Origin of the sequence: Reyranella sp., from assembly GCF_965249915.1 — a bacterium.
In the GTDB taxonomy this organism is placed as follows: domain Bacteria; phylum Pseudomonadota; class Alphaproteobacteria; order Reyranellales; family Reyranellaceae; genus Reyranella.
In genome coordinates this window covers 906610-920760 of sequence record NZ_OZ252257.1, presented here as the reverse complement: position 1 = coordinate 920760, position 14151 = coordinate 906610, and the positions used below count along the sequence as shown (strand labels likewise).

The 14151-nt window shown below is 65.0% G+C and carries 12 protein-coding genes and 4 tRNA genes; 2 read left to right on the top strand and 14 right to left on the bottom strand.

Annotated features, from left to right (window positions below; translation table 11 throughout):
• Window positions 1–9: 9 nt before the first annotated feature.
• The 11 genes from rpoB to ACP15H_RS04465 all read right to left on the bottom strand — a co-directional run bounded on the left by rpoB (window position 10) and on the right by ACP15H_RS04465 (window position 9329).
• The gene (gene rpoB, locus ACP15H_RS04515; RefSeq protein WP_425065021.1) at window positions 10–4179 is read right to left on the bottom strand and encodes a DNA-directed RNA polymerase subunit beta; all 4170 of its coding nucleotides are present in this window, start codon (window positions 4177–4179) and stop codon (window positions 10–12) included.
• A 192-nt stretch (window positions 4180–4371) separates the two neighbouring features.
• On the bottom strand, window positions 4372–4743 hold the full coding sequence (gene rplL, locus ACP15H_RS04510; protein ID WP_425065020.1) for a 50S ribosomal protein L7/L12: 372 nt from the start codon (window positions 4741–4743) through the stop codon (window positions 4372–4374).
• 54 nt (window positions 4744–4797) lie between these two features.
• Window positions 4798–5325: a 50S ribosomal protein L10 gene (rplJ, locus tag ACP15H_RS04505; RefSeq protein WP_425065019.1), complete on the bottom strand. Its 528-nt coding sequence runs from the start codon at window positions 5323–5325 to the stop codon at window positions 4798–4800.
• 336 nt (window positions 5326–5661) lie between these two features.
• Window positions 5662–6354, bottom strand: coding sequence for a 50S ribosomal protein L1 (rplA, locus tag ACP15H_RS04500; protein ID WP_425065018.1), 693 nt, complete (start codon window positions 6352–6354; stop codon window positions 5662–5664).
• A 4-nt stretch (window positions 6355–6358) separates the two neighbouring features.
• Window positions 6359–6787, bottom strand: a complete 429-nt coding sequence (rplK, locus tag ACP15H_RS04495) for a 50S ribosomal protein L11 (RefSeq protein ID WP_425065017.1) — start codon at window positions 6785–6787, stop codon at window positions 6359–6361.
• A 208-nt stretch (window positions 6788–6995) separates the two neighbouring features.
• Window positions 6996–7532 carry a transcription termination/antitermination protein NusG gene (nusG, locus tag ACP15H_RS04490; protein WP_425065016.1) on the bottom strand — a complete coding sequence of 179 codons (537 nt, stop codon included), beginning with the start codon at window positions 7530–7532 and terminating at the stop codon, window positions 6996–6998.
• Window position 7533: 1 nt separating this feature from the next.
• Complete coding sequence (gene secE / locus ACP15H_RS04485) at window positions 7534–7728, bottom strand: preprotein translocase subunit SecE (protein ID WP_425065015.1); 195 nt, start codon at window positions 7726–7728, stop codon at window positions 7534–7536.
• A 20-nt stretch (window positions 7729–7748) separates the two neighbouring features.
• Window positions 7749–7824, bottom strand: a tRNA-Trp gene (locus tag ACP15H_RS04480).
• A 47-nt stretch (window positions 7825–7871) separates the two neighbouring features.
• Window positions 7872–9062: an elongation factor Tu gene (tuf, locus tag ACP15H_RS04475; protein WP_425065014.1), complete on the bottom strand. Its 1191-nt coding sequence runs from the start codon at window positions 9060–9062 to the stop codon at window positions 7872–7874.
• A 70-nt stretch (window positions 9063–9132) separates the two neighbouring features.
• A tRNA-Gly gene (locus ACP15H_RS04470) sits at window positions 9133–9206 on the bottom strand.
• 36 nt (window positions 9207–9242) lie between these two features.
• Window positions 9243–9329, bottom strand: a tRNA-Tyr gene (locus ACP15H_RS04465).
• Window positions 9330–9478: 149 nt separating this feature from the next.
• On the opposite strand from ACP15H_RS04465, the gene rlmB reads away from it, so the two are divergent.
• The gene (gene rlmB, locus ACP15H_RS04460; RefSeq protein ID WP_425065013.1) at window positions 9479–10240 is read left to right on the top strand and encodes a 23S rRNA (guanosine(2251)-2'-O)-methyltransferase RlmB; all 762 of its coding nucleotides are present in this window, start codon (window positions 9479–9481) and stop codon (window positions 10238–10240) included.
• A 49-nt stretch (window positions 10241–10289) separates the two neighbouring features.
• Window positions 10290–10364 (top strand) — tRNA-Thr (locus tag ACP15H_RS04455).
• A gap of 4 nt (window positions 10365–10368) precedes the next feature.
• Here the strand turns inward: ACP15H_RS04455 and ACP15H_RS04450 are convergent.
• From ACP15H_RS04450 to ACP15H_RS04440, 3 genes are read right to left on the bottom strand one after another with little or no spacing between them, the layout of a single operon-like run.
• Window positions 10369–11145, bottom strand: coding sequence for a glycosyltransferase family 2 protein (locus ACP15H_RS04450; RefSeq protein WP_425065012.1), 777 nt, complete (start codon window positions 11143–11145; stop codon window positions 10369–10371).
• An 11-nt stretch (window positions 11146–11156) separates the two neighbouring features.
• A complete protein-coding gene (gene galE, locus ACP15H_RS04445; RefSeq protein ID WP_425065011.1) occupies window positions 11157–12152 on the bottom strand; it encodes a UDP-glucose 4-epimerase GalE in 996 nt (331 codons plus the stop codon).
• 52 nt (window positions 12153–12204) lie between these two features.
• Entirely contained in the window at window positions 12205–13959 is a 1755-nt protein-coding gene (locus tag ACP15H_RS04440; RefSeq protein WP_425065010.1) for a carbamoyltransferase family protein, read from the bottom strand.
• Between the last annotated feature and the right edge of the window lie 192 nt (window positions 13960–14151).

Sequence of the window (14151 nt, the reverse complement as noted above, 5' to 3'; positions counted from 1 at the left end):
CGATCACCCTCAGGTGATCGACTGGTTCAATTCGACGTTGAGGCCCAGGGAGCGCAGCTCCTTGACCAGCACGTTGAAGGATTCGGGGATGCCCGCCTCGAACGTGTCGTCGCCGCGCACGATGGCCTCGTAGACCTTGGTGCGGCCGGCCACGTCGTCCGACTTGACGGTGAGGATCTCCTGCAGCGTGTAGGCGGCGCCGTAGGCTTCCAGCGCCCAGACCTCCATCTCGCCGAAGCGCTGTCCGCCGAACTGCGCCTTGCCGCCCAGCGGCTGCTGGGTGACGAGGCTGTACGGTCCGATCGAGCGCGCGTGGATCTTGTCGTCCACGAGATGGTGCAGCTTCAGCATGTAGATGTAGCCGACGGTCACCTTGCGGTCGAACGGCTCGCCGGTGCGGCCGTCGATCAGGGTGACCTGGCCGGACCGGTCGAGACCGGCCATCTCCAGCATCTCGACGATGTCGGGCTCGTGCGCGCCGTCGAACACCGGCGACGCGAAGGGCACGCCCTTGCTCAGGTTGCGGGCGAGCTCGATCGTCTGCTCGTCGCTGAGATCGGCGATGTCGGCCTTGAAGCTCTTCTCGCCGTAGATCTCGCGCAGCTGCTTCTTGATCTGCGCCACCGAGATCTCGCGGGCATCCTCGAGCATCTTGCCGATCTTCTTGCCGAGACCCGACGCGGCCCATCCGAGATGGGTCTCGAGGATCTGACCGACGTTCATGCGCGACGGCACGCCGAGCGGGTTGAGCACGATGTCGACCGGGCCGCCCTCCTCGAGGTACGGCATGTCCTCGAGCGGCATGATGCGCGAGATGACGCCCTTGTTGCCGTGACGGCCGGCCATCTTGTCGCCCGGCTGCAGCTTGCGCTTGGTCGCGACGAAGACCTTGACCATCTTCATCACGCCCGGCGGCAGCTCGTCGCCGCGCTGCAGCTTGTCGACCTTGCTGTCAAAGCGGTCCTGCAGGCGCTTCATCGACTCGTCGAACTGCTTGTTCAACGCCTCGATCTCGGCCTGCTTCTTGTCCGCCTTGACGGCGATCTGGCGCCACTGGCCGGGCGTGTACTCGCCCAGCACGTTGTCGGCGATCTTGGTGCCCGGCTTCAGGCCCTTGAGCCCGCCGGCGACCACCTGGTTCATCAGCATTTCCTGGAGCTGGCTGTAGAAGCTGCGCTCGAGAATGGCCTTTTCGTCGTCACGGTCCTTGGCGAGACGCTCGATCTCGTCACGCTCGATGGCGAGCGCGCGCTCGTCCTTGTCGACGCCGCGGCGATTGAACACGCGGACCTCGACGACGGTGCCTTCGACGCCCGGCGGCACCTTCAGCGACGTGTCGCGCACGTCCGCGGCCTTCTCGCCGAAGATGGCCCGCAGCAGCTTCTCTTCCGGGGTCATCGGGCTCTCGCCCTTGGGCGTCACCTTGCCGACCAGGATGTCGCCCGCCTTCACCTCGGCGCCGATATAGACGATGCCCGCCTCGTCGAGGTTCTTGAGAGCCTCCTCGCCGACGTTCGGGATGTCGCGGCTGATCTCTTCCTGGCCGAGCTTGGTGTCGCGGGCCATGACCTCGAACTCCTCGATGTGGATCGAGGTGAAGACGTCATCGCGCACGATGCGCTCGGAGAGGAGGATCGAGTCCTCGAAGTTGTAGCCATTCCACGGCATGAACGCGACGAGCACGTTGCGGCCGAGCGCGAGCTCGCCGTTCTGCGTCGACGGTCCGTCGGCCACGATGTCACCCTTCTTCACATGGTCGCCGACCCGGACGAGCGGCTTCTGGGTGATGCAGGTGCTCTGGTTGGAACGCTGGAACTTCAGCAGGTTGTAGATGTCGACGGCCGGGCGATTCGGCCCGACATCGTCCGTGGCGCGGACCACGATACGCATGGCGTCGACCTGGTCGACGATGCCGGTGCGACGCGCCGAGATGGCGACGCCCGAGTCACGGGCCACCACCTCTTCCATGCCGGTGCCGACCAGCGGCGATTCGGCCTGGATGAGCGGCACCGCCTGGCGCTGCATGTTCGAGCCCATCAGCGCGCGGTTGGCGTCGTCGTTCTCGAGGAACGGGATCAGCGCCGCGGCGACCGACACGATCTGCTTGGGCGACACGTCGACGAAATCGATCGTCTCCGGCCGGCCGAGGATGTACTCGCCGCCCTTGCGGCACTGCACCAGCTCCGACACGAACTTGCCCTTGGCATCGATCTCGGCGTTGGCCTGGGCGACCGTGTAGCGGCCCTCTTCCATCGCGGAAAGATAGACGACCTCGTCGGTCACGCGACCGCCCGAAACCTTGCGGTAGGGGCTCTCGATGAAGCCGTACTGGTTCACGCGGGCATAGGTCGCCAGCGAGTTGATCAGGCCGATGTTCGGGCCTTCCGGCGTTTCGATCGGGCAGATACGGCCATAATGCGTCGGATGCACGTCGCGCACTTCGAAGCCGGCGCGCTCGCGGGTCAGACCGCCCGGTCCAAGCGCCGAAAGGCGACGCTTGTGGGTGACTTCCGACAGCGGGTTGGTCTGGTCCATGAACTGCGAGAGCTGCGAGGAACCGAAGAACTCGCGCACCGCGGCCGCCGCCGGCTTGGCGTTGATCAGGTCGTGCGGCATCACCGTGTCGATGTCGATCGAGCTCATGCGCTCGCGGATCGCCCGCTCCATGCGCAGCAGGCCGACACGATACTGGTTCTCCATCAGCTCGCCGACCGAACGGACGCGGCGGTTGCCGAGATGGTCGATGTCGTCGATCTCGCCCCGACCGTCCTTCAGCCCGTGCAGGACCTTGACGACCGCGAGGATGTCCTCGCGACGCAGCGTGCGCTGCGTGTCGGGCACGTTCTCGAAATCGAGGCGCATGTTCATCTTCACGCGGCCGACCGGCGACAGGTCGTAGCGGTCGATGTCGAACAGCAGGCCCTGGAACAGGGTCTCGGCCTGCTCGAGCGTCGGCGGCTCGCCCGGACGCATGACGCGGTAGATGTCGAGCAGCGCTTCTTCGCGGTTCGAGTTCTTGTCGGCGGCCAGCGTGTTGCGGATGTAGGGGCCGACATTGACATGGTCGATGGCCAGGGTCGGCAGCAGGTCGATGCCGTTCTCGGCGAACATCTCGAGCACGGCCTCGGTGATCTCCTGGCCGGCCTCGACGTAGATCTCGCCCGTCTTCTCGTTGATGACGTCGAGCGCGGCATAGCGGCCGATCAGCTCCTCGGCCGAAACGCGAACCTCCGTCAGGCCCGCTTCCTTGAGCTTGTTGAGCAGGCGCGGCGTCATCTTGGTGCCGGCATCGGCCACCGACTTGCCGGTCTTGCCGTTCACCAGGTCATGCGTGAGCTTCACGCCGCGCATCGACTCGGAGTCGAACGGCGTGTTCCAGCCGTCCTTGTCGCGGGTGTAGACGACCTGACCGTAGAACGCCGACAGGATCTCCTCCGGGGACAGGCCCTGGGCCTCGGACGGGTCGAGAGTCTGGCCCTTGGCAATCGCGGCCGTGCGCTTCTTCCAGGTGGCGTCGTTGTCCAGCGCCAGCAGCAGCGTCGTCACCGGGATCTTGCGGCGGCGATCGATGCGGACGTGGATCAGGTCCTTGGCGTCGAACTCGAAGTCGAGCCATGAACCGCGATAGGGAATGATGCGGGCGGCGAACAGGTACTTGCCCGAGCTGTGGGTCTTGCCCTTGTCATGGTCGAAGAAGACGCCCGGCGAACGGTGCATCTGCGAGACGATCACGCGCTCCGTGCCGTTCACGATGAAGGTGCCATTGTCGGTCATGAGCGGCATGTCGCCCATGTAGACGTCCTGCTCCTTGATATCGCGGATCGAGCGCGAGCCGGCTTCCTCGTCGATGTCCCACACCACGAGCTGCAGCGTGACCTTCAGCGGGGCGGCATAGGTGATGCCGCGCTGCTGGCATTCCTCGACGTCGTACTTGGGCTCCTCGAACTCGTACTTCACGAATTCCAGGCTGGCGCGCTCGGCGAAGTCCTTGATCGGGAACACGCCGCGGAAGACTTCCTGAAGCCCCGACTGCGTGCGCTTGGGTGCCGGCGTGACGCGCTGAAGGAAGCTCTCGTAGGAGCTCTTCTGAACCTCGATGAGGTTCGGCATCGGCGCCACCGATTCGATGTGGCCGAAGAAACGACGAATCCGTTTGCGCGTGTTGAAGGCCGTGGCCATCCTGCGTCCTCGAAGGTTCAAGGGCGGTGATAAACACCCGCTGCTTTCTCGGAGCTCCCGGCCCGCCAGCCGTTCGCCCCATCCGTTGCAGAGGGCCACTTTTCGGAACGGACCCCGCGGGGAAGTCCGTTCGGAGAAGAGGCCCGAACGGGCCGGCCTCCCGAAGGAAGCCGGCCCGGCCGGTAAAACGTCCTACTTGAGCTCGACCTTGGCGCCTTCGGCCTCGAGCTTCGCCTTGAGCTTCTCGGCATCGGCCTTCGGCACGCCTTCCTTGATCGGCTTCGGCGCGGCTTCGACCAGGTCCTTGGCTTCCTTGAGGCCGAGACCGGTGATCTCGCGGACAGCCTTGATGACGTTGATCTTCTTGTCGCCGGCGGCGGCGAGAACGACGGTGAACTCGTCCTTCACCTCGACCGGAGCGGCAGCCGCGCCAGCAGCGGCGGCGACGGCGACCGGAGCGGCGGCGCTGACGCCCCACTTCTCTTCCAGCAGCTTGCTGAGCTGAGCGGCCTCGAGGACCGTCAGGGCCGACAACTCTTCGACCAACTTCTCGAGATTAGCCATTTTAGTCTCCTGTAACCCGAACTTCGATAAACGTGATGTCGATTTGATAAAGGCTTACGCTGCCTTCGCGCCGTCTTCCTTGGCTCCATAAGCCCCGAACACACGAGCCAGCTGACCGGCGGGCGCCACGAGCACGCCAGCGACCTTGGTCGCCGGGGCCTGCAGAAGACCGATGATCTTGCCGCGCAGAGCATCGAGAGACGGCAGGGTGGCGAGAGCCTGGACGCCTTCGACGTCCAATGTCTCACCATCCAGAGAACCGCCGACGATGGTCAGCTTTTCGTTGCCCTTGGCATAGGCCGCGACGACTTTCGCCGCTGCGACCGGATCCTTGGAATAGGCGATGGCGGTCGGTCCCGTGAACATGGGGCCGAGCGCCGTGAAGGGCGTGCCCTCGAGGGCACGCAGCGTGAGCCGATTCTTCGTGACCTTGTAGCTTGCGCCGGCTGCCCTGATCTTGCGACGCAGGTCCGTCACTTCCTGGACGGTCAGACCTGACTGGCGGGTAACCACCATCAGATTGGCGTCCTTGAAGATCTGGTTCAGCTCGACGATCGCTTCGGCCTTTTCCGAACGATTCACGGCTTTCTCCAACTATGGTCCAACCCGGAGGATCCGGATCGGACCGGCTGCGTTACAGACTGCGCAGTCTCCGTTAGCGGGTTAGCGCGACACGGAGACCTTGCGGTCCGGTTCGCCTGCCCCGGAAGTTCGGGTACGTGCGCGCACCTCGTGAGATGCAGCGTCGATTCCCTTGCCCCCGTCTGCACTGGCGGGTTGCCCCTTTACACCTCGCCCCGAAGGGTCCGGTACCGGTGGTCTCGGACAGGTGGAGCTGGAAGCCTTGCGGCCTCTTCGCTCCCTCCGCTGCGGGCCTCGCGGCCCTCAGCGGAATTTCTGAAACTCTGCGACTGCGGCTCAGCTGATCGCGGTTGCCGGGTCGAGCTTGATGCCCGGCCCCATGGTCGAACTCAGCGACACCTTCTTGATGAAAGTGCCCTTGGCGCCGCTGGGCTTGGCCCGGTTGATGGCCGAAATCAGAGCCTTCACGTTGGCGGTGATCGCCTCCTCGCTGAACGAGGCCTTGCCGACACCAGCATGAACGATGCCAGCCTTCTCGGCGCGGAACTCGATCGAGCCGGCCTTGGCGGCCTTGACGGCGGCGGTCACGTCCTGCGTCACGGTGCCGAGCTTCGGGTTCGGCATCAGGCCGCGCGGGCCCAGCACCTTACCCAGACGGCCGACGATGCCCATCATGTCCGGCGTGGCGATGCAGCGCTCGAAATTCATCTCGCCCGCGTTGATCTTCTCGGCGAGATCCTCGGCGCCGACGATATCGGCACCGGCGGCCTTGGCCTCCTCGGCCTTCGGACCACGGGCGAACACCGCCACGCGCACCGACTTGCCGGTGCCGTTCGGCAGCTCGATCATGCCGCGAACCGCCTGGTCGGCGTGGCGCGGATCGATGCCGAGGTTCATCGCGACCTCGATGGTCTCGTCGAACTTCGCCTTGGCATTGGCCTTGACGATCTTCACCGCCTCTTCGAGCGGGTACATCTTCTCGCGGTCGACCGTGGCGGACGCCGTCTTGTAACGCTTGCCCTGGGCCATGGTCCTACTCCACCACCTGGAGGCCCATCGAGCGGGCCGAGCCCACCACCTGGGCCATCGCCGACTCGACGGTATCGCAGTTGAGGTCCGGCATCTTCTGCTCGGCGATCTCGCGGATCTGCTTCGTCGACACCTTGCCGACGATCTGGGTGCCGACCGTCTTGGCGCCCGACTCGATGCCGGCCGCCTTCTTCAGGAAGTAGGTCACCGGCGGGGTCTTGGTGACGAAGCTGAAGCTGCGGTCCTGGAACACGGTGATGACCACCGGGATCGGCATACCCGGTTCCATCTTCTGCGTCTTGGCATTGAACTGCTTGCAGAATTCCATGATGTTGACGCCCTGCTGACCGAGCGCGGGCCCGATCGGCGGAGACGGATTGGCCTTGCCAGCCGGCACTTGCAGCTTGACGTAGGCTTGGATCTTTTTAGCCATGCATGCCCCTTTCCTGTGGGCGGCGCGGTCCGGCCATGGCAGGCCTCCCGCACCAGTAAATGGTCAAGCCCTTGATCCGTAAGGATTTTTGGCTCAACCCACACCATGAGAAAAGGCCGGCGCACGGCCAGCCCTCCCAAGGGCGCGCGATCTACCAAATAAGATCGCCCGCCACAACCCCGATTTTGTCCCCCGATATGGGGACGAATCAGATCTTTTCCACCTGTGCGTAGTCGAGCTCGACGGGGGTAGACCGGCCGAAGATCGAGACGGCGACCTTGAGGCGTGCCCGCTCTTCGTCCACATCCTCGACAGTGCCGTTGAAAGAGGCAAACGGACCGTCGGCCACCTTGACCTGTTCGCCGATCTCGAAGCTGACGGCGGGCTTGGGACGCTCCACGCCCTCCTGGACCTGCTTCAGGATGCGGCTGGCCTCGGCCTCGGAGATCGGCACCGGCTTGCCGCGGCCACCGCCGCCCAGGAAGCCCGTTACTTTCGCCGTATTCTTGACCAGGTGCCAGGAGTCGTCCGTCAGGTCCATCTTCACGAGCACATAGCCCGGGAAGAACTTGCGCTCGGTGTTGACCTTGCTGCCGCGGCGCACTTCCACGACTTCCTCGGTCGGAACGATGACCTCGGTGATTTCATCGTCCAGGCCCTTCTTTCCGGCCTGTTCACGGATCGACTGGGCGACCTTGTTCTCGAAGCCCGAGTAGGCGTGAACGACGTACCAGCGATGAGCCATGTCAGGAAACCCCGAGGAGAAGCTTCACGACGAAGCCAATGATCTTGTCCGCCACCAGGAAGAACAGAGAAGCGATGACGACGAAGATAAAGACCATGCTGGTGGTGATCATGGTCTCACGACGCGTCGGCCAGGTGACCCTGGCCACCTCGGCGCGGACCTCGCGGGCGAATTCGAGAGGATTCTTTGTCGTCATGATCGCCAATCTTCAAAAAATGGCAGGAGCGGAGGGGCTCGAACCCCCGACCCTCGGTTTTGGAGACCGATGCTCTACCAACTGAGCTACACTCCTGCAGACCATCACCGCCGGATTGGTGCCGGCGGTGATCCTCTATAGCACTACTTTACGACTTTGGTGACGACGCCGGCGCCGACGGTGCGTCCACCCTCGCGGATGGCGAAGCGCAGGCCCTCGTCCATGGCGATCGGCTGGATCAGCTCGACCACCAGCCGCGCGTTGTCGCCCGGCATCACCATCTCCGTGCCTTCCGGCAGCGTCACCACGCCCGTGACGTCCGTCGTCCGGAAGTAGAACTGCGGACGGTAGTTCGTGAAGAACGGCGTGTGACGGCCGCCCTCTTCCTTCGTCAGGATGTACGCTTCCGCCTCGAAGTTCGTGTGCGGCGTGATCGCGCCCGGCTTCGACAGAACCTGGCCGCGCTCCACGTCCTCACGGCCCACGCCGCGCAGCAGCGCGCCGATATTGTCGCCCGCCTCGCCCGAGTCCAGCAGCTTGCGGAACATCTCGACGCCGGTAACCGTCGTCTTCGTCGTGGCCTTCAGGCCCACGATCTCGACTTCCTCGCCGACCTTCACGATGCCGCGCTCGACGCGACCCGTCACCACCGTGCCGCGGCCCGAGATCGAGAACACGTCCTCGATCGGCATCAGGAACGGCTTATCCTTGTCGCGCGCAGGCTGCGGAATGTACTTGTCGACCTCTTCCATCAGCTTCAGAACCGCCTGCTCGCCCAGCTCGGGGTTCTTGTCCTCCAGCGCCATCAGCGCCGAGCCACGCACCACCGGCAGGTCGTCGCCCGGGAACTGGTAGCTCTTCAGCAGCTCGCGCACTTCAAGCTCGACCAGGTCCAGAAGCTCCGGATCGTCGACCATGTCGCACTTGTTCATGAACACCACCAGCGCCGGGACGCCCACCTGGCGCGCCAGCAGGATGTGCTCGCGCGTCTGCGGCATCGGGCCGTCGGCCGCCGAAACCACCAGGATCGCGCCGTCCATCTGCGCCGCACCCGTGATCATGTTCTTCACGTAGTCGGCATGGCCCGGGCAGTCCACGTGCGCGTAGTGGCGGTTCTGCGTCTCGTACTCGACATGCGCCGTCGAGATCGTGATGCCGCGCTCGCGCTCCTCGGGGGCCTTGTCGATCTGGTCGTAGGCCGTGAACGTCGCGCCACCCGTCTTCGCCAGGATCTTCGTGATCGCAGCCGTCAAAGACGTCTTGCCATGATCGACGTGACCGATCGTTCCGATGTTGCAGTGCGGCTTGTTCCGCTCAAACTTTGCCTTCGACATGGTGTCGCGACCCTCGTGATGCTTCAGCTTCTACACAGACCGAACTTAACTGGCCGACTTAAGCCAAACCTGGAGCGGGTGAAGGGAATCGAACCCTCGTCGTAAGCTTGGAAGGCTTCTGCTCTACCATTGAGCTACACCCGCTACACCCAAACAAGCCAATCTCGCGCTATGAACCGTTGGTGGAGGGGGAAGGATTCGAACCTTCGTAGACGCGAAGTCGGCAGATTTACAGTCTGCTGCCATTGACCGCTCGGCCACCCCTCCGAACCTGCGGCGCATGCGCGAGATATAGCCTGTTCGACCCGCTTTGAACGGGCGCGCGTTGCTCGCAAATCCAATGGGTTGCGTCAAGTCCAAATCCCACGTTGAGGCAGGATTTGCCCCAATCAGCTCCTCGCCATACAAGGCTCACCATGCGCCCCCGCCCCAATCGTCCCCATCGTCAGTCCCGCACCGGCAACCAATCCATATGGATTTTCGGCCGTCACGCCGTGCTCGCCGCCCTCGCCAATCCCGACAGGCGCATCGAGCGGGTGTTCGTCACCAAGGAAATGGCCGACACCCATGCCGCCGAGATCGGCAAGACGGCCATGACCATCACGTCGCGCGAGGACCTGAACCAGCGCCTGCCCAACGGCTCCGTCCACCAGGGCATCGCGGCCATGGTGGCGCCCCTGGAAGATCCCGGGATGGAAGACATCCTGGCGCGCTGCGGCGACAACGCCCTGGTCCTGGCGCTCGATCAGGTGAGCGACCCGCATAATGTCGGGGCGATCCTGCGCTCGGCAGCGGCCTTCGGGGCGGCCGGCGTGATCGTCACCGACCGCCATACGCCGTCCGACACCGGCACCCTGGCCAAGGCCGCATCCGGAGCCCTGGAGATCGTGCCGCTGGTCCGCGCCGTCAACCTCGCCCGCGCCCTGGACCAGCTCAAGGAAGCAGGCTTCTGGACCTATGGGCTGGCCGAAAGCGGCGACACGCGCATCGGCGACCTCGATCTCAAGGGCCGCACCTGCATCGTGCTGGGCGCCGAGGGCGAAGGGCTGCGGCGACTGACGGCGGAGAAGTGCGACCGGCTGGTGACGATCCCTACCAGCGACGCCCTCTCGGCCCTCAACGTCTCCAACGCCGCCGCCGTCGCGGCCTACGAATGGGCCCGCCAGCGACCGAAGTGATGCGACATTCGCGGAGTTCGGTTATCTATCCGTCGAAGGCAGGCCTAGGGCCGGGTTAGCACAGCGGTAGTGCAGCGGTTTTGTAAACCGAAGGTCGGGGGTTCGATCCCCTCACCCGGCACCAGCCTTCATTTCGCCGCGCCGGACAGGCGGCGATCCAGCAGTTCCAGAGCGAGCAGGACTTCGGCCAGCAGGCGCTGGAAGGCGTAGAACCAGCCGGCCTTTCCGTCGAGCACGGCGCCCTTGGCGAACAGAACGTAACCCAGCACCAGGATCGGCGCGGGCCAGCCCAATAGGCGGATCTTGTCGGCCCGGCCCAGCCGCTCGCGCGGGCTTTCGAGAAGGTGCTGCGCCTCGCGGGCTGCATACTTGAGCTGCGAGCCCAGCCAGCGCGACAGCGGCTTGCGGTCGTCGTGATAGATCGCGCCGGCGAGGGCTGAAATCCGGCCCTGCAGGCGGATGCGATGGCCGTGGCCCTCGTTCTCGTAGTGCGCTCCCTCGACGCGATAGAGCACGGTGCGCGGCGGATAGAGCGTGCCCCGCAGCGGACGGCCGTGGATGCGATAGACGAAGGCCGCCTTGTAGCCCGCGTCCCGCGGCTCCGGCTGGAGGCGCGCCAGCTCGGACACAAAGGCGTCGCTCAGCTCGTAATCGGCGTCGAGCGACAGAACCCAGGCCGTGCGGATTTTCGTCAGCCCGAAATTGCACTGTTCGGCAAAACTGTCGAACGGCCGGTGGACAATCTCCACACGCGGATTCCTGCCCAGCAGGTCGAGCGTGCCATCGGTACTCCCGCTGTCGATCACGACGATGCGTCTGGCCCAGTCGAGTTTTGCCAGTGTCCGTTCGATATTCTGAATCTCGTTGAAGGTGATCAGCAGCGGCGTGATGGTGTCGCGGTCCATGCGCGGCGACTCTAGCGGGCCCGGGCCTGCATCGCGCGACCGCGACTTTCCGTCATCCATGTCCAGGCACTGCCGATGATGTCGTCGATCGCCGAATGCGCCGGTTCCCAGTCGAGCGCCTGCCGGGCCAGCGACACGTCGGCCACCAGCACCGGCGGATCGCCCACGCGGCGCGCGGCTCGAACGGTTCGAATCTCGCGGCCGGTGAGAACCCGTGTACGCGCGATCAGCTCGCCAATGCTGGCGCCCCGCCCGCCCCCCAGATTGTAGGCCTGGAATGTGCCGGCCTTGCACCGCGTCACTGCCGCGACATGCGCCGCCGCAAGGTCGGTCACGTGCACGTAATCGCGCACGCATGTGCCGTCCGGCGTGTCGTAGTCGGTCCCGAAGATCGAGATGTCCGGCCGGGCTCCCTGAGCTGCCTGCAGCACCAGCGGGATGATGTGCGTCTCCGGGTCGTGCTCCTCGCCCAGCTCGCCTTCGGGATCGGCGCCGCCCGCATTGAAGTAGCGCAGCGCGATGGCGCCCAGGCCGTGGGCGTCACAGGCATCGCGCAGAATCTGCTCGCCCATCAGCTTGGTGCGGCCGTAGGTGTTGATCGGCCGCTGGCACGTGCCCTCGACCACCGGCAGGGCATCGGGCACGCCATAAGTCGCGCAACTGCTGCTGAAGACGATCGAGCCCACGTCGTGCGCCCGCATGACCTCGATCAGCGTGATAATGCCGGCGACGTTGGTGCGATAATAGCGCACCGGTTCGACCATCGACTCGCCGACATAGGCGAGCGCCGCGAAGTTGATGACCGCATCCGGCTTGTGCGCGCGGATCGCGGCGGCAAGAGCCACCGGATCGCCGATGTCGCCCCGAACCAGCGGTCCCCACTTCACCGCCCAGGCATGGCCGGTGTGCAGGTTGTCGTAGGCGATCGGAAGATGGCCCGCGCGGGCGAGCGCCTTGCATGTATGCGAGCCGATATAGCCCGCACCCCCTGCCACCAATACGCGCACTATCCCGCCCCCCGCTCGAATGCTCCGAGAGCACGATAGACCAATTGCACGGTCAGCGCTGAATAAGCGTGTCGCCGAGCACGAGGACATCCATCTTCGTGCGGAGGAAGCAGTCGATCGCCTCCTCGGGCTTGCAGACCACCGGCTCGTTCTCGTTGAAGCTGGTGTTCAGCACGATCGGCACGCCCGTGAGGTCACGGAAGGCCGTGATCAGCCGCGCGTAGCGCGGGTTGCCCGACCAGGTCACGGTCTGGAGACGGCCCGTCCCGTCGACATGGGTGACGGCCGGGATCTCCTTGCGCTTTTCCTCACGGATGCGGAACACCTGCATCATGAAGGGCACGTCGTCGTCGGTCTCGAACCACGCTGGCACCGCCTCGCGCAGGATCGACGGCGCGAAGGGGCGGAACGACTCCCGTCGCTTGATCTTGAGGTTGAGGATGTCCTTCATGTCGGCGCGACGCGGATCACCCAGGATCGAGCGGTTGCCGAGCGCGCGCGGCCCCCACTCCAGGCGCCCCTGGAACCATCCGATCACCTTGCCTTCGGAGATCGCCTGCGCCGTGTGCCGGCAGAGCGTGGCCTCGTCGGCGATGCGCTCGATGCGGCAGCCCGCCGCGTCGAAATCGGCCCGCCGCCGCGCGATGGCGGCCGCAATCTCGTCCGGCGTCGCCGACGGCCCCCAATAGGCGTGATCCATCACGAAATGGCGCCTGGCGGACGGCCCGCCGGTCTTGTGCCAGGTCGCGAAGGCGGCGCCGATCGCGCCGCCGGCGTCACCGCCCGCCGACTGGACGTAGAGCTTCTTGAACGGCGTGCGCTCCAGCACCTTGCCGTTGGCCACCGAATTGTAGGCACAGCCGCCCGCGAGCACGACGGCGTCGGCGCCATAGCGGCCATGCAGGGCGTTCAGCAGGTTGAAGAAGGCGTTTTCGTAGGTGACCTGGGCCGAGCGGGCAATGTCGCGATGCTTGTCCTCGAGCGGGGCTTCGGGATCGCGCGCCGGCCCGAGCAGCTTCACGAGTTCATCGCTCCACAGGCGGCCGCCCGACGGAATGCCGTCCTTGACCTGGTAGTTCGCGCCCTCGCCCGAGGCATGCCGGAAGTAGCGCAGGTCCAGTGCGAAGGTGCCGTCGTTCCTGAGGCGAACGATCTCCTTCATCCGCTCGACATAGGCCGGCTGGCCGTAGGGCGCGAGGCCCATGACCTTGTATTCGTCGCCATAGTGCGGGAAGCCGATGAACTGGGTCACCGCCTCGTAGAAAACGCCCAACGAATGAGGGAAATAGACGCGCCCGTCGACCGACAGCGTCCCGCCCTCGCCCAGCCCCCAGGCCGCAGACGAAAAATCGCCGAATCCGTCGACCGAGACCGCCACGGCCTTGTCGTAGGGCGAAACCAGGAAGGCGGACGCGAGATGGCAGAGATGGTGCTCGACCATGTGCGCCGTTCCCCGGAACTCCTGATCGGGGAGATGGCGCTTGAGGTTGCCCGCGATGTCGGCCCGCTCGCCGCGATTGCGCAACCGGCTCATCACGTAGTTGAGACTGATGCCCGACGTCAGCGCGAAGGCGAGCTTGCGCCAGCGGTTGGCGGTATTGTCGCTGTTGACCGCAACATGGTCGACATCGGCCAGAGAAATGCCCGCCTCGCCCAGGCAATAGCGGATCGATTCGCTGGGGAAGCCGCCCCAATGCTTGATGCGGCGAAAACGCTCTTCTTCGACGGCCGCGACCAGTTCGCCATCCTTGACCAGGCAGGCGGCCGCGTCGGCGTGATAGGCGTTGAGCCCGAGAATGTAAGTCATGCAGCGATGTCGATCATCAGGAGGTCATTGCGCCCGGTGGTTTCGTATAGGCCAATTCTCGCGCGGGACCATCATTTTCGCGGTTCCAGCCTCCGTGCCACCCCTCGCCCGCGCCAAATCCTGCACAGATCGTGCGGATCCGGGACGCCTTGACGAGGCCGGAACTTCCGAGCAAACGGACAGCCTCGAGCG